The organism is Corynebacterium sp. sy017, assembly GCF_017918135.1.
Lineage (GTDB): Bacteria > Actinomycetota > Actinomycetes > Mycobacteriales > Mycobacteriaceae > Corynebacterium.
In genome coordinates, this window is the sequence record NZ_RZUE01000004.1 from 95,360 (window position 1) to 110,319 (window position 14,960).

Consider the following 14,960-nt stretch of genomic DNA (forward strand, 5'->3'; position numbering starts at 1 on the left):
TCTGCTATCACACCTGCTCAGGTTGATGATTATACACAGATACCATGGGTACTCCATGAGGGGTTGGAGGTGCAGATAGTAGTTGATCTGCAGCACGTAATGGCACAGCCGTGTGGATTACCCCTGGGGCGTTCTTTGCTGCCAGATGGCTACGAATATAGCAATAAAGGAAAATTGCATAGGCAAGAACTAAAAGCACAATATGTACCACAATCATCATGACTTCACTATCCAAAGCGATATTCCACGCAAAGTGCAGCCCAAAGCCAAGCATAAACCACGACGTGGCGATTAGTATTCGTTTCTTCTTTGACCATCCTGCACGCAAAAGAGCGTGTCCTAGTCCATAACCAGTACAACCAGTAAAAATAGGATGCAAGCCGAAGCCAAAAATAGTTCGAGTAAACCAGGATTGAGTCACTCCTACAATATCACTATTGGGATCAAATAAAGCTCCCTGAGCTCCATAGAGAATGTTCTCGACCACCTCAAAACCCAAACCGACAAGTGCGCCTACCACAAAACCATGCCAAGGTCTATCAAGGTATCGGAATAGCCATAATATGAAAAGCACGCCCATACCTTTAAGAATCTCCTCAGGATACGCGCCGCCAAAAGAAGCAGCTAACGCAAATAACCTCGTCTTTGCGCACAAATCTATAATCGGTTGAGCAATAAAAAGTGGGACTACCGTGCTAAACGCCCCACCCCATAGTAGTGCCGCAAAAAGCCAACCCCGCCCTTTCCCTTTCGGCCACAGCCTAGAGAATCTCAGAATGCAAAAAATGGCAGCAAAAAGTACCACGGCAAATAACATACTGAGCAAAAAAGTGCTTGGCACAGGAATGAAACTAAAGCCCACGGCAGGAATACACACAAGCACTCCTATGACAATGAAAGTCCACATGATCACTTGTGTAGCTACGCTTTTTCGCTGTGTCCTAAAAACAGCAGGTGCTGCAGAATAAAGCGAAAAATCAGAATAGGTCATATGCGGGGCAATAGGAGGATTACTAGGAGAGTTAATAGGATTAGACACTTTCATACTCCTGTTCCTGCTCATCGCGATACCCTAGGACCTCGTCGAGATGGCGGAGTTCTTCCTCAAAGTTTCGCTGTTGATCTGTTAATTCTTCTAATTCTTGCGGGTATTGTGTGTCTTCTAATTGTGCCCCACAGCCACACTCACGATATGCGCCCGCTAAAGAAGTAATGAGCAACTCCTCATCAAGCTCTGTTGCGACAGGTATTGATTCGCCTGCCTCTTTAAGGAAACTATCATAGACTGAAAACAAAGCCTGAACTGCCTTTTTATTTGCTTTCCCTTTGGCCTTTATCACAGCAAAAACAGCATTTCCCTCATATTTATCTTGATTTTCCAGGAGCAAACCAATAACTTTGCGAGTCGGAATCGTGAAATAAATATCCCCACTATTCACAATGTTTTCCCTCACACTATCAGTGGGCACCCCCTCCGCCCGTAACATCCTCACCAGACTACGCTCTGCATCTTCTACATCACCCAAAGCCGTAAGCGTAATATACGCACCAGGGCAATCATATTGCTTACCTATGCTCAAACTTAACGTAGCGGTGCATTCTAAAGCCTTTCCGTTCCTGTCCTCAATGGGAAATTCCCAACCGCTTAGGCTATCCCGGTACATCACCGCTTCGTTTTTCCCTGCAATCGCAGGAACAAAAGGATTAATCACTGCTGGCAGCGCAAAAGCAACGACTACAGCGCCAAGAACTATCAGCCAATGCTTTAATTTAATTTCAGGGTGAAAACGATATGAAGGCATGAGCCTACTCTACACCTTAGAGCCCCAATGCAGTCATGATTGTTTTTAATTTTGCAGAAGTCTCGGCAACTTCATCTTCAGGGCGGGATTGCGCTACGATTCCACCGCCTGCCCAGGCTCGCGCTTTCGTCCCACAAGCCGATACCTCAGCACAGCGAATCGCCACCATATACTCGCCATTACCTTGCCCATCTGCCCATCCAACAGCGCCAGCATAGAAGCGTCGATCGCCTTCTGCAAGAGCGATAACCTCCTCCGCGGCGTCGGTAGGCGTACCGCAAATAGCAGGCGTCGGGTGTAACCATGCAGCTAATTCGAGTGCAGTTGTGTGTTCATTTTTGAGCTTGCCGACGATCGGGGTTGCCAAATGCCACACCTCATTTGTCCGAATCAACTGCGGTTGTGCCGGAATCTCGAGAGTGGAACACAATGGTCGCAACAGGCGTTCGAGATGATCCACCACAAAAGCATGCTCATCATTATCTTTGCTACTGTTAAGCAATAACTCAGCTTGAGCCTGGTCAAGATGCGGATCGCTATGCCGGGCAGCGGAACCGGCAAGCGGAAAACTCCTAATCGTGGCACCTTGCTTGCGAACCAATACCTCTGGGGAAGAACCCACGAGCATTGCTCCCACAAAATCTTCTCCAGCAGGGCTAAGGTCAGCAATAAAACCATCTCTAGCAGCAGAAAGATCAATAAGTTTCGCAGCAATCAAACGCGGATCAACCGCAGGATCAAAACCAATTTCTACCGAGCGGGCAAGAACCACCTTTTTCAGTTGGGAATCTTCAATGGTACCAATTGCAGCCGCAATCCTGTCCGTATGCTCCTCCAGAGAAGGATCAAGAGACAGCAAAGACGCATTGAGCTGCGCTCCCGCCCCCACACGATAATATGAGTGTGGCTCTAATGCCCCTGGTTCCCGAATAATGGATTGGGGAACAGTCAGTGCTGGTTTATGATCTCTGCGAAAAGGCAGCGCGCCGACGACCATCTCTTCTGGATTATCATGAAGTTTCTTAATAGCAGCGTCGAGGTCGTCGAAAGTTTCTTTAGCGCCTTGAGTACGAACTGATCCATGCGCACGTGACAGGAGAAAGTCAGGAGCCGAATCAGGACGATAATGAGACATAGGATTCCAATTTATCAATAAACAACGCTAAACCTTAGAAATTCTAACAGTTGATGAACCTAGGAGCAATTAGGGAGAGTAATCGCACCCAAAAGCAAGGAGTGGTTTACCATAGAACCTATGTCTGAAGTACGAGTTCGTTTTTGCCCTTCCCCAACCGGAACCCCACACGTCGGTATGGTTCGCACTGCCCTGTTCAACTGGGCATACGCCCGCCACACTGGCGGAAAACTCATTTTCCGCATTGAAGATACCGACGCAGCACGCGACTCGGAAGAATCCTATCAAGCAATTATTGACTCACTCGTATGGCTCGGTATGGATTGGGATGAGGGTGTTGTCAAAGGCGGACCACATGAGCCTTACCGCCAAAGCCAACGCATGGATATTTATGCGGATGTATTAGAAAAACTCAAAGCAGGCGGATATGTTTACCCTGCTTACTCCACCGCACAAGAAGTAGAAGAACGCCACAAAGCCGCAGGACGCGACCCTAAACTTGGGTATGACAACTATGACCGTGACCTTAGCCCAGAGCAAATTGCAGCTTTTGAGGCGCAAGGGCGCACCCCGGTATGGCGTTTGCGTATGCCTGACCATGACTGGAAGTGGACAGACCTTGTTCGAGGCGACATTGAGTTTAAGGCAAGCACCCAACCAGATTTCGTCGTCGCGCGTTCTAACGGCGCACCTCTGTACACCTTGGTCAATCCAGTCGACGACGCACTCATGGGCATTACCCATGTGCTACGCGGTGAGGATCTGCTGCCTTCTACCCCACGTCAATTAGCACTCTATGAGGCTCTTAAAGCTATTGGAGTAGCTAAGCACACTCCCGAGTTCGGGCACTTGCCTTTCGTGATGGGCGAGGGAAATAAAAAATTATCCAAGCGTGACCCACAGTCCAATCTCTTCCACCACCGCGACAAGGGAATCATTCCAGAAGGAATGCTTAACTACCTCGCTTTATTGGGCTGGTCATTATCGTCTGAAAAGGATATTTTCTCTGTTGCCGAGCTTGTTTCCCATTTCGATGTGGTCAATGTTCTTGCTAATCCAGCGCGCTTTGACCAAAAGAAACTAGAGGCGATTAACGCAGATCATATCCGTCTGCTCGACCCCCAAGAGTTCTGCACCCGGTTGCGCGAGTATTTAACGCAGTACACTGAGTTCCCTGCAGATTATCCAGAAGATAAGTTTGCTTTTGCTGCCGAATTGGTCCAAACTCGCATTAAAACTTTGTCCGAGGCATGGGATCTGCTTGCATTCTTAGTCACTGAGGACGACGAGCTTACTCTCGACGAAAAATCAGCACGGAAAAATCTCAAAGAGAGTGCTATCCAGCCGCTAGAAGTAGGAATTGCGACCCTGGAAAAACTCGAAACCTGGGATACTGCGTCGATTGAAGCTGCATTATCGCAAGCGCTTATTCATGATCTTGAGCTCAAACCACGTCTTGCCTATGGCGCACTGCGCGTGGGTATTTCTGGGCAAGCTATTTCCCCACCACTATTCGAGTCGATGGAATTGTTGGGGCGTGAATCAACACTGGCTCGCCTCAAAGCTGCTTTGGCACAGACTCCTTTTAGCGCTGAATAGCCTTTGAGAGAATCGGATTAAAAATCGGATTAAAAGGAGTAGGTCATTAAAACGTCCAAGGCCACGTTGCACAAGCGTAGGCGTAGGCACCCTAGCCCGTATCGTCGGACTAAGCCACGCCGTTATCGTCTCTATGCACTGTTCATAGGTATTCTTAGCGCTTCAGTGTCTTTGATTCTCTTTGAGACGATTAGCGCGTCTCGCTCGGCATCAACTACTGCGCAGAGTTCTCAGGAACACGATAATGGCAACGCCACGACACAGGCTCGGAAGTTCCCGCCTAACCCTTCAGTTCTACCAGGGGAAATGCGGCAGTTATCTTTAGTGACAGCAGCTGGTACCGAGCGACAATACTACGTATCAGTCCCTACCCATTATGATCTGCACTCCCCTAAGAAAACCCCAGTATTTTTTGTCCTTCATGGCTGGAAGTCAACCCCAAAGACTTTCGTCGAGGGCGATATTTTTAAGGGAAATGCCGGACAAGAGGCCTTGATTGTTCTGCCCCTTGGAATTGATGAGTCGTGGGCAAGTGCGCCTTATTCTGTCACCACAGTCGATGAGGATATTTCTTTTCTACACCAAATTCTGAGTCAATTAGCTGGCGAATATAACGTAGATAATGAGCGCATTTATGCAGCTGGCTTGTCTAATGGTGGTGGCTTAGTGGCACAGCTTGGTTGCCGCGATACGCAAACTTTTGCCGCAATAGCCACCGTCTCTGCCGCATATTATCAGTACAATCCTGCCGATTGCACCCCTGAAGGCATACCAGCGTTAGCAGTGCATGGCACAGACGATGACGTCATTCATTACAATGGCGGCAGACGTCACGGCGACGATTACTTCTCGGTCGAGGAGATTGCTGATATGTATGCCGAACGCAATAAGTGCCGCATGGATGAGTTTTGGCAAGAAAAACTCAACGAGCGAGATATAGCGTTCACGTACGACGGCTGCCAACATGACACTGCTCTACTCAAAATCATTGGCGGGAAGCACGAATGGCCGCAATACGCCGGAGAAACAGAGTACATTTGGGAGTTCCTCAGTAAGCAGCGCTTAGCTAAACGAGCTTAACGACGCTCAGCTAAAACTGCACTGAACAAGTGGTTATACTTGCGATTTGGTTATTAGAGTTGGTTAGGGTTATAGTTATTCCCGTTGCTTAGCGCGCATACTGTGTTAACAGTGTTCTGTAGTTATGTGCTGCAAAGCTTTTTTGGCCTATGGTGTAATTGGCAACACTACGGTTTCTGGTACCGTCATTCTAGGTTCGAGTCCTGGTAGGCCAGCAGCGATTCATTGCATAAGATTATGCACTGCATTGCGTCCTATGCCCCGTTCGTCTAGAGGCCTAGGACGCCGGCCTCTCACGCCGGTAACACGGGTTCGAATCCCGTACGGGGTACCAAAAACCGCTCAGGAATGAGCGGTTTTTCTTTTCTTCTAGTGCTTTGGCCGGAACTACCAAAGTTATGCACCCAGAATCCCTCATGAAATCCTTGAGTAGGTTAAAGCAAAACTCCCGCCCCGCATAACGCGGGAAACGGGAGTGATGAGATAAAAAGCCGTACGGCAAGAATTACTTAAGGGTAACCTTTGCACCAGCTTCTTCGAGCTTAGCCTTAGCAGCCTCAGCGTCATCCTTAGATGCACCCTCGAGGATAGCCTTAGGAGCACCCTCAACGAGTTCCTTAGCTTCTTTAAGACCAAGACCAGAAACGATCTCACGAACAGCCTTAATTACGCCAATCTTCTTTGCACCTGCATCCTCAAGAACAACGTCGAACTCGTCCTTCTCTTCTGCAGCAGCAGCTTCGCCACCAGCAGCGCCTGCAGCAGCAACAGCAACTGGAGCAGCAGCGGTAACCTCGAATACCTCTTCGAACTCTTTAACGAACTCAGAAAGTTCGATAAGGGTCATTTCCTTGAAAGCCTCGATGAGCTCGTCTTTAGTGAGCTTAGCCATAATGGTTTTCCTTTCGGTTATAAATTGAACCTCGTTGCGGCTCAATTCAGAAAATATTTTTAATTTTTAAGTTTCCTTTTAAGCCCTTGGCATAGCCAAAGGAAGAAAAAGAATCTTATGCTTCTTTCTTCTCTTGAAGTGCAGCCGCAAGGCGTGCAACCTGAGAAGCAGGAGCGTTGAATAGGCCTGCAGCCTTTGCCAAGTTGCCCTTCATGGCACCAGCCAACTTCGCAAGAGTAGTCTCGCGGTTGTCTAGTTCAGCAATCGCCTCAACCTGAGCGGTGGTCAGCGCATTGCCGTCCATGTAGCCACCCTTAATAACGAAAGCCTTGTTTTCAGAAGCGAACTTCTTCATTGCTTTAGCGGCATCTACAGCCTCGCCCTTAACGAAAGCAACAGCAGTAGGACCGGTAAGGAGCTCATCAAGACCTTCTACGCCAGCATCTTTTGCAGCCAGCTTAAGAAGAGTGTTCTTGGCGACGGAGTACTGGACATCAGCACCGAGAGCACGACGCAACTCAGTAGTCTGAGCTACAGTCAAACCACGGTATTCGGTGAGCAGAAAAGCATTAGTCTCTGCGAAACGCTGCTTAAGCTCAGCCAAAGATGATTCGTTCTTCGGATTTGCCATTACTTCGCCTCCTTCCTCATGTACGTTCGGATATTGATCCGCCGAGGCTTCTGCAATGCTTATACATAACAAAAACCCCGTGCAAGAGCACAGGGCACACATCTCCGAAAGGAGGTGAACTCTAAGTGACTCCTGCGTGGGCTGATCCAATTTCTTGGATACCTTCGAGCTAAAAAGCTAACCGACGGTCTTCGGTGAAACTTGAGTACAGGCTTTTTAAGAAAAGCACTTTAATCAAACTTCTCTAGGAAACTTAGCATAGGACTATGCAGAATACAAAACTACGCCCAACCACTAGGCAAAATATGGAATAGTGACGCTAGCGAATACCCAAAAGCAGCAACATACACCACAATCAGCACCACTTGAACACTCCTATGCCCCTGCCAACTCACCTGCCACAATGGTTCAACTTCTCCAGTACGTCGAGCCGCGTGCAAGAGCAACACAGGAACAACAGACATAATCAAACCCGAGAAACCACCAGCGTATCCCAGTGCGTCGGCAAAGCCACCCAAACCAGCAAGAGAAATCACCAATGGCGGAACGACGGTCACCACCAACGCATACACACGCTGCAGCCCACTATGATGCCAATGGAACGTATCCAACACATTGCGCATCGCAGTATAACCAATAGCAATAAACGAGGTGAACATGGCACACAACGCAAAGATATTCGCCAAGTAAAATGCGGCAGAACCCAAAGACTCACCCCAAGAAAGCGTCACCACCTCACTCACATCAGTGCCCAATAGTCCCAAGGCCACAAAAGGAACCAAAGCCAAGGTAAAACCAGTAATAGACATACCAGCAATTATTGACTGCGGAATCGCTTTCTTCTGTGCCGGATCCATACCACGAACCAACTCTGGAACCACATACTGAGCCATGAAAGTAAAAACCGCCAAGTTCATAATCGGCACCACATAAAAAGGATGAAACACAAGCAGATTACTGAGATCAATACCAGGACCAAGCAGCGTCCACGCACTCAAAATGATAATGATCGCAGCCATGCCACACGTAATCACACCCTCTAAGAACCCCGTCGCGTGTAATCCTTTCCACATCACAAAACTACCCAGAGCAAAAAACAACAGCGTTCCCAACAACTCCGGAATATGCAACAAATTTGCCAACAGTGTCCCGGAACCAGCCGCATAAGCGACAAGAGCACCCACACTATTGATCATAATGGCAACAAAAACCAACCATTTTCCCCAATTGCCTAGATATTTCTGTGCCAAACCCGATAGCTGCAATGGCTCCCTCGTGCGCCCAGACACCTCCGCCACATACATCATAGAAAACGTGGTGAGCACTCCAGCAATGATGAGCGCCAAGCACAATGCAAGAAACCCACCATGACGAGCTGCATAAGGCAAACTCAAAATACCAGCGCCGATATTCGTACCAAAGATAAGCGAGACACCTTGCACCACCGTTAGCGCTGGTGCTTCGGATACTGCTTGAGTTTCTTGTGTAGTGTTGCGTGTTGTCATAGGGGTTCCTTAAAAATCGAGAAGTTGAGAATTATTACTGTGCTCTGGCTCTAGGGGCTGGTGTGCGTCGATTCTGGTCAAAGGACTAGCTGGTGTGGCTTTACACAAGGTTTGACTGCGAAAAAACTCCGGCGATTTCCACCTGGTAATCAACATGACGATCACACCAGAACCAAGCACTGTCATACCCAAAATGAAGACCAAACTAACGCCAAAGATCTGACTGCCTGACCCATAACTTGGGTCCATAGAGTCGTAAGAGGTTTGGATAAAGAAAATCAATAACAGTGTGCCGCCAATGAGCGGAGCGAAAAATCTAGTGACACTGTGTTTGAGAGAATCAAAAGCATGATTTCGGAAGTACCACACACAGGCAAAAGCAGTAATGCCATAGTAAAAACACACCATCATGCCCAGTGCGGTAATTGTGTCCCACAAAGCTGCTTCACTCACCACGCGCATCACTGCATAGAAAAGGAAAGAAATACTTGTTGCAGCAATCGTCGCAAAGCCCGGTGATTGATAGCGAGGTGAAATATGTGCAAATCTCTTTGGCAGCGCACCATAAAACCCCATGGCAAGCATGGTTCGTGCAGGACCGATAATCGTAGATTGCAGCGACGCAGCACAAGACACCAAAACTGTAAGTGAAATGAGAATTGCCGCAGGTCCCATCACAGGAGTGGCTAAAGCCGCAAAGATATTTTCTTGTATATCTGCATTTCCTAGCCCAAATTCCCCCGTCGAAGTTCCAGAAAAGCTCAGTGCAGAAATGGCAACAAATTGGTAGAGCACGACGATAACCACAATGGTCACAGTTGCGGCTTTACCTGGAGTAGCGTGTGTACCTTTGGTTTCTTCGCTAAGGGTGAGCACGACATCCCAGCCCCAGTAAATAAAAACCGATAATGATACTCCAGCAGCAAAAGCCGAGAAACTACTTACTCCAAAAGGATTGAACCACTGCAACGAGATAGGAGTCGGATCAAACGCCTCACCCCTATGCACTCGCCATAACGCCATTGCACCAAAGAGTACCAATGCTACGACCTGGAAACTGACCAAAATGAATTGCACAGTTTTTGTGGTATCCACGCCTCGGTAAGAGATCAACGTAGCTAGAGCCATGAATACAAAACACGTAGCGATATTGATTGCTGTATTATCACTCAACTGCGCCAGTTGTGGTTTGTGACAGAGTTGCGCAAGAAGTAGGTAGAAAAAATCTACGCCAATTCCAGCCAGATTAGATAAAACGAGAATCGTTGCTGCCAGTAGTCCCCACCCGCCAAGCCAACCCATGACAGGACCAAAAGCTCTGGTCACCCACGTAAAAGTTGTTCCAGAATCGGGCATATCCTCGTTGAGTTCCTTATAGCCTAACGCGACCAAAAGCATCGGGATAAAACTCACTAGAAAAATAGCTGGCATATGCTCTCCGACGGCACTAACTGTCGGACCAAGCCCACCAGAAAGCGTATATGCTGGGGCAATACAGCTTAGCCCGATCACCACGGCACCGATTAACCCCACACTGCCCGCTTGTAAGCCCTTTGACTGTTGCCCACTTTCCATGATTACTCACCCCTCGGCACCACAATCAGCGGTAACGTCAATTCACGCAGTAGTCGCATGGCAAAAGAACCCGCAAACACAGAATTCTTTTCTGCTACTCGTGATGATCCAATGAAAACGATGTCGCCTTGTTCCCAGGTAGCTTTTTCTAGCTTTTCGACGATAACCAGGTCTTTTCCTGTGGAAGATTCCTGTTCTTCTGTTAATAATTTCTGCACATTTTCCCGAGCATGAAGAGCAGTATCTGAATTGCCCTCTGATTCTTTGCCAAGGAATGCAATGAATCTCAACGGAAGATTTGCACGTCGAGAAAGTCGTACTCCTAAGCCAACAAGACTGCCAGCTCCAGGCCGTAGCCCTACTGCACAGTTGAGACGTTGTATCGGTGTAGAGCTATAACCTCGTGGTGCTAGCGCGATAGGAAAATGCGCCCCAAATAATAAGTCGTGCGCAATTGTTCCTAACCTATGTCGTTTTAAGGGACTCGCAGAAGAACCACCTACCACAATGAGTGAAGCACCTAATTGCCCAGCGGCTCGTTCTAGCCCCTGAGCAGTATTGGTATCGGAAAATACTTTTCCACTAGCTTTCACATCATGAGGTATCTGTTCGATGGCGCCACGTAACCAAGAAAAAGCCTGATTAAGTAAGATATCTTCGCTAGTTCCTGTGGGTGGATATTCATAAGAGAAATTATCAGAACGCCGCAGTACAATAATGATCTCTAACTCCGCATTAAGGATTCGCGCTAAATCCACCCCTAATGCGAGGGCATCAATACCTTGCGGAGTTGCCTGATAGCCGATGACTAATTTCATCATTCTTCTCCCGCTCTTTCATCGTGTGGGATTACGTTTGTTGAAGTAACTCGTCGATAGTTTGAGCAACCTTATGCCCCATGCGGATAGCACCATCTACATGCTGATACCCGACGCCAGCTATATCTGAACAAGCGAAATGAATTGCACCGACCGGCTGGGTGTTAAACCGTCCCCACCGAGATAATCCGCCTAAATCATACGAACAGGCATACGCTCCCCTTGTCCATTCCTCTGCGCCCCAATCTGACTCATAGTAGGAACATGGTTCTTTGGTTTCCGGACCAAGGAAATCTGCCATAGCTGATAAGATTTTTTCTTTGCGCTCTTGCGCTGTGAGCTGGAATAATGCCTCAGCCTTTTCATCAGAAACGAAGCCTACGAGGGTACCACGTTGATCTCCATAGTTGGTGTTATCGTAGATCTCTTGGACAAGATGATTAGGTGAAAAGCACGTACCTGATAGCCCTTTTTCTCGCCAAAATGGCTGCTCATATGTGGCATGGACTTTAATAACCAACCCCATTGACTGATGTTGATGCATCACGTGCTGCAATCGCGGCATCTCAGGGCGATAAGAAATGCGGTGATATAGATTTGGCGGTATAGCAAGAATTGCATACCGAGCTGTTATTTCCTTATCACCATCCGCATATACGTGGACACCCGAGTGATCATATTCAATCGTGCGCACTGGAGAATTAAGGATAATGTTTTCCTCACCAATGCGTTGAGCTAAGCGAATAGATACTGACTGCATTCCACCAATCACCCGCTCGTCTAGAATAAAATCCTCGTCGACAAGATGAGAGAAACTACCTGCCGACGCAGCCATATGCAATGCTTGCAGTGCAGAAAAAGAATGAGCGGGTTTTGTAAGCATTCCACCTGCAATAAATAGACCAATGTTTGCTCGTGCTTCGGCATCATCACTGAGTTGTTCTAACCAATGATGAAAAGAGATAGTATCGAGTTCTCTTGCCTGCGGATAGTCCCACGGATTCTCTGGATCAATCTGCGCAACTATGTCGTCGATATGAGAAATCATGCGCAACATTTCTTGCTGAGTTTTCTCGGCACAAGGGAATACCTCACCTGAATAGCGCTGTACTTTGCCATCGAAACCAAGATAAAGACCGTCACCTTGGCGATAACGCTGATATGTTCCTAGATCAAGTTCAGCTAGTAATGCCTTCAACTCGGTCTGATCAGGTGACACCCATTGACCACCAATTTCGTACCATGCCCCGTTCATAACATCTGACCGAGTTCTGCCACCAACTCGGTCGCGTGCTTCAAGAACAACAACAGTATGCCCAGCTTTCTGCAATCTATAGGCAGCACTCAAACCTGCAGGTCCTGCGCCAATAACTACTACATCACTATGCATTTCATCTCCTCATTGTTTCTGCTTTGTGGCTTATACTTCATGCATTAATGTGCAATCATCACGTGCTTAATCCGCGTATATTCTTCGACGGCATACACGGATAGATCTTTGCCATAACCAGATTCCTTAAAACCACCGTGTGGCATCTCGGCGACCAATGGAATATGTGCGTTTGCCCAGACACAACCAAAATCTAATTCTCGGCTTGCTCGCTGGACTTTTTCGTTATTACTGCTCCACACCGAAGAAGCCAATCCATATTTCACATCATTGGCAAGTTCAAGTGCGTGGTCGAAATTACTAAAAGTCTGCACGGTGATTATGGGGCCAAAAATTTCCTCTTGAATTTCGGAATCATTCTGCTTCAGACCTGCGATAACAGTAGGCTCAACATAATATCCAACTTCACCCCAACGCTTACCACCTGTTAAAACGTGAGCGTGATCTGGTAATTCAGCTAACACTTTCATTACCTTGTCAAAATGCTTCTTGTTATTCAGCGATCCATAAAAAGCTTCTGCATCTTCTGGCTGACCAGGTCGTATTTTCTCAACCTCAGAAACCAAACCATCAATAAACTTTTGTGCAATTTCTTCTTCAACAAGGACACGAGTAGCCGCTGTGCAATCCTGACCCGCATTAAAAAGACCTGCAGCAGCAATTCCTTCTGCTGCTTTAGCAAGATCAGCATCGGCGCACACAATAACTGGGGCTTTTCCACCCAATTCCAAATGCGACCGCTTAAGATTTTCACCTGCTACTTTTCCAACAGCACGTCCAGCAGAAACAGAGCCAGTAATGGATACCATATCCACATCTGGATGCTTAGTTAGGTAAGTACCAGTTGTAGCATCACCAAGAACTATGTTGATCACTCCTGGTGGAAAGCACTGTGCAATAAGCTCTGCAAGTTTTAAGGAAGATCCTGGTGTCGTGTCGGAAGGCTTAAACACTACCGTATTGCCGGCCGCAACTGCAGGAGCAATTTTCCACAAAGCCATCATCAGTGGATAATTCCACGGAGCCACTTGCGCAATAACTCCCACTGGCTCTCGACGAATACTAGAGCTAAACCCCTCCATGTATTCCCCCGTCGATAAGCCACTAAGAATACGGGCTGCACCTGCAAAGAAACGCAATTGATCAGCACCTACTAGGCATTCTTCTGTTTCAACAAAGTTGATGATCTGACCTGTTTCTTTGCTTTGCACTGCGGCAATATCACGAGCATTTTCTTCTAACAACTCAGCTAACTTCAGCAAACACTTTTGCCGTTGCGACGGGGTGCTATTGCGCCATGTGCGCCAGGCTGTTTTCGCTGCTGCCACCGCAAGATTGACATCTTCTTCATTGGAGATAGGACTCACACCAATGACTTGCTCATTAACGGGACTGACCAGTTCCAATGTCTGCGTACTATGAGCAGTGACAAATTGATTGTCAACAAAATTCTTATACCTGCTGTGCATCTGTAAGTCCTTTCATGAATCTCATTTGCTCGGTGATCTGACTTATCAAGCACGATGAAAAACAATGATAATGAGCTACAAGATGCTTATACGCATGGATAAAATGTATATATTTTTATAAAATGTTGTCCTTTTTGGATACACTTCCCTCGAAAAAAGCAAAGGCCGGTAACGCAAATGCCCCGCTTTCACCAGGAAAGCGGGGCATTATGACAGTGCTAAAATTTACTGCATATTATGCTTGGGTGTAGTTCTTCTGAACGCTAGGATCCACAGGAACACCAGGACCAGTGGTAGAAGCAATGGTTACCTTCTTGATGTATACGCCCTTAGAGGAAGAAGGCTTAATGCGGTTAAGCTCATCAATCAATGCGCCGTAGTTCTCAGCAAGAGCCTTGGCGTCGAAAGATGCTTTACCCAAGATTGCGTGCAAGTTAGAAGCCTTGTCAACGCGGAAAGCAATTTTACCGCCCTTAACCTCAGAAATAGCTTTTGCTACGTCGGTGGTAACGGTACCGGTCTTAGGGTTAGGCATAAGACCACGTGGACCAAGAACACGAGCAACACGACCAACTTTAGCCATCTGATCTGGAGTAGCAATAGCTACGTCAAAATCAATGGTGCCTGCGTTAATCTGCTCGATCAATTCTGAGGTACCAACAATATCTGCGCCAGCTGCCTCAGCCTCAGTTGCTTTTTCACCTTCTGCGAATACAGCAACGCGAACGGTTTTACCAGTACCATTTGGAAGAGATACGGTACCGCGAACCAACTGGTCAGCTTTACGTGGATCAACACCAAGACGGATAGCAACGTCGATAGTTGCGTCATAGTTCTTGGTTGATGTTTCTTTTGCCAATTCGGCAGCCTGAAGTGGGCTGTAGAGACGATCCTTATCGATCTTCTCAGCTGCAGCTCTATAAGCCTTAGATTTTTTGCTCATTAGTTATTCCTTAAAACATTAGGAGTGTGGTTCGGATCGAAGCTGATCCTGCCACAAATTCTCGTTGCCATGTACCCTGTGGGCAGAAACTCCTCAGAGCACAAAGCAACAACGATATTTT

The 14,960-nt window shown here is 47.4% G+C and carries 13 protein-coding genes and 2 tRNA genes; 4 read left to right on the plus strand and 11 right to left on the minus strand.

Annotated features, from left to right (window positions below):
- Window positions 1-7 precede the first annotated feature (7 nt).
- Genes EML15_RS08985 through EML15_RS08995 form a run of 3 tightly spaced genes read right to left on the minus strand, consistent with a single transcriptional unit; the run spans window position 8 to window position 2,937 of the window.
- Window positions 8-1,039: a PrsW family intramembrane metalloprotease gene (locus EML15_RS08985; RefSeq protein WP_185967242.1), complete on the minus strand. Its 1,032-nt coding sequence runs from the start codon at window positions 1,037-1,039 to the stop codon at window positions 8-10.
- On the minus strand, window positions 1,032-1,802 hold the full coding sequence (locus EML15_RS08990) for a hypothetical protein (protein ID WP_144275374.1): 771 nt from the start codon (window positions 1,800-1,802) through the stop codon (window positions 1,032-1,034). The genes EML15_RS08985 and EML15_RS08990 overlap by 8 nt, the downstream gene beginning before the upstream one ends.
- Before the next feature lie 16 nt (window positions 1,803-1,818).
- Complete coding sequence (locus EML15_RS08995) at window positions 1,819-2,937, minus strand: isochorismate synthase (protein WP_144275372.1); 1,119 nt, start codon at window positions 2,935-2,937, stop codon at window positions 1,819-1,821.
- Between the two features lie 120 nt (window positions 2,938-3,057).
- On the opposite strand from EML15_RS08995, the gene gltX reads away from it, so the two are divergent.
- The 4 genes from gltX (at window position 3,058) to EML15_RS09015 (ending at window position 5,950) form a co-directional block, all read left to right on the plus strand.
- Complete coding sequence (gene gltX, locus EML15_RS09000) at window positions 3,058-4,536, plus strand: glutamate--tRNA ligase (RefSeq protein WP_144275370.1); 1,479 nt, start codon at window positions 3,058-3,060, stop codon at window positions 4,534-4,536.
- A 66-nt stretch (window positions 4,537-4,602) separates the two neighbouring features.
- Window positions 4,603-5,616: a PHB depolymerase family esterase gene (locus EML15_RS09005; protein WP_144275368.1), complete on the plus strand. Its 1,014-nt coding sequence runs from the start codon at window positions 4,603-4,605 to the stop codon at window positions 5,614-5,616.
- Between the two features lie 143 nt (window positions 5,617-5,759).
- Window positions 5,760-5,831, plus strand: a tRNA-Gln gene (locus EML15_RS09010).
- 43 nt (window positions 5,832-5,874) lie between these two features.
- Window positions 5,875-5,950 (plus strand) — tRNA-Glu (locus EML15_RS09015).
- Between the two features lie 171 nt (window positions 5,951-6,121).
- Here EML15_RS09015 and rplL read toward each other — a convergent pair.
- From rplL to rplA, 8 genes are all read right to left on the minus strand, one after another.
- On the minus strand, window positions 6,122-6,508 hold the full coding sequence (rplL, locus tag EML15_RS09020; protein ID WP_144275366.1) for a 50S ribosomal protein L7/L12: 387 nt from the start codon (window positions 6,506-6,508) through the stop codon (window positions 6,122-6,124).
- Between the two features lie 115 nt (window positions 6,509-6,623).
- Window positions 6,624-7,139: a 50S ribosomal protein L10 gene (rplJ, locus tag EML15_RS09025; protein WP_144275364.1), complete on the minus strand. Its 516-nt coding sequence runs from the start codon at window positions 7,137-7,139 to the stop codon at window positions 6,624-6,626.
- A 281-nt stretch (window positions 7,140-7,420) separates the two neighbouring features.
- Window positions 7,421-8,644 (minus strand): amino acid permease, encoded by a 1,224-nt coding sequence (locus EML15_RS09030; protein WP_144275362.1) that lies wholly within the window; start codon window positions 8,642-8,644, stop codon window positions 7,421-7,423.
- Window positions 8,645-8,653: 9 nt separating this feature from the next.
- Entirely contained in the window at window positions 8,654-10,219 is a 1,566-nt protein-coding gene (locus EML15_RS09035; protein ID WP_144275360.1) for an APC family permease, read from the minus strand.
- Between the two features lie 2 nt (window positions 10,220-10,221).
- Window positions 10,222-11,040 (minus strand): universal stress protein, encoded by an 819-nt coding sequence (locus tag EML15_RS09040; protein WP_144275358.1) that lies wholly within the window; start codon window positions 11,038-11,040, stop codon window positions 10,222-10,224.
- Window positions 11,041-11,068: 28 nt separating this feature from the next.
- Window positions 11,069-12,427 (minus strand): NAD(P)/FAD-dependent oxidoreductase, encoded by a 1,359-nt coding sequence (locus EML15_RS09045; protein ID WP_144275356.1) that lies wholly within the window; start codon window positions 12,425-12,427, stop codon window positions 11,069-11,071.
- Window positions 12,428-12,471: 44 nt separating this feature from the next.
- The gene (locus EML15_RS09050; RefSeq protein ID WP_144275354.1) at window positions 12,472-13,896 is read right to left on the minus strand and encodes an aminobutyraldehyde dehydrogenase; all 1,425 of its coding nucleotides are present in this window, start codon (window positions 13,894-13,896) and stop codon (window positions 12,472-12,474) included.
- A gap of 235 nt (window positions 13,897-14,131) precedes the next feature.
- On the minus strand, window positions 14,132-14,839 hold the full coding sequence (rplA, locus tag EML15_RS09055; protein ID WP_144275352.1) for a 50S ribosomal protein L1: 708 nt from the start codon (window positions 14,837-14,839) through the stop codon (window positions 14,132-14,134).
- Between the last annotated feature and the right edge of the window lie 121 nt (window positions 14,840-14,960).

Coding starts and splice junctions, on each gene's coding strand:
- EML15_RS08990 (WP_144275374.1), bottom strand. CDS start 1,802: ATGCCTTCATATCGTTTTCACCCTGAAATTAAATTAAAGCATTGGCTG.
- EML15_RS08995 (WP_144275372.1), bottom strand. CDS start 2,937: ATGTCTCATTATCGTCCTGATTCGGCTCCTGACTTTCTCCTGTCACGT.
- gltX (WP_144275370.1), top strand. CDS start 3,058: ATGTCTGAAGTACGAGTTCGTTTTTGCCCTTCCCCAACCGGAACCCCA.
- rplL (WP_144275366.1), bottom strand. CDS start 6,508: ATGGCTAAGCTCACTAAAGACGAGCTCATCGAGGCTTTCAAGGAAATG.
- rplJ (WP_144275364.1), bottom strand. CDS start 7,139: ATGGCAAATCCGAAGAACGAATCATCTTTGGCTGAGCTTAAGCAGCGT.
- EML15_RS09030 (WP_144275362.1), bottom strand. CDS start 8,644: ATGACAACACGCAACACTACACAAGAAACTCAAGCAGTATCCGAAGCA.
- EML15_RS09035 (WP_144275360.1), bottom strand. CDS start 10,219: ATGGAAAGTGGGCAACAGTCAAAGGGCTTACAAGCGGGCAGTGTGGGG.
- EML15_RS09040 (WP_144275358.1), bottom strand. CDS start 11,040: ATGATGAAATTAGTCATCGGCTATCAGGCAACTCCGCAAGGTATTGAT.
- EML15_RS09045 (WP_144275356.1), bottom strand. CDS start 12,427: ATGCATAGTGATGTAGTAGTTATTGGCGCAGGACCTGCAGGTTTGAGT.
- EML15_RS09050 (WP_144275354.1), bottom strand. CDS start 13,896: ATGCACAGCAGGTATAAGAATTTTGTTGACAATCAATTTGTCACTGCT.
- rplA (WP_144275352.1), bottom strand. CDS start 14,839: ATGAGCAAAAAATCTAAGGCTTATAGAGCTGCAGCTGAGAAGATCGAT.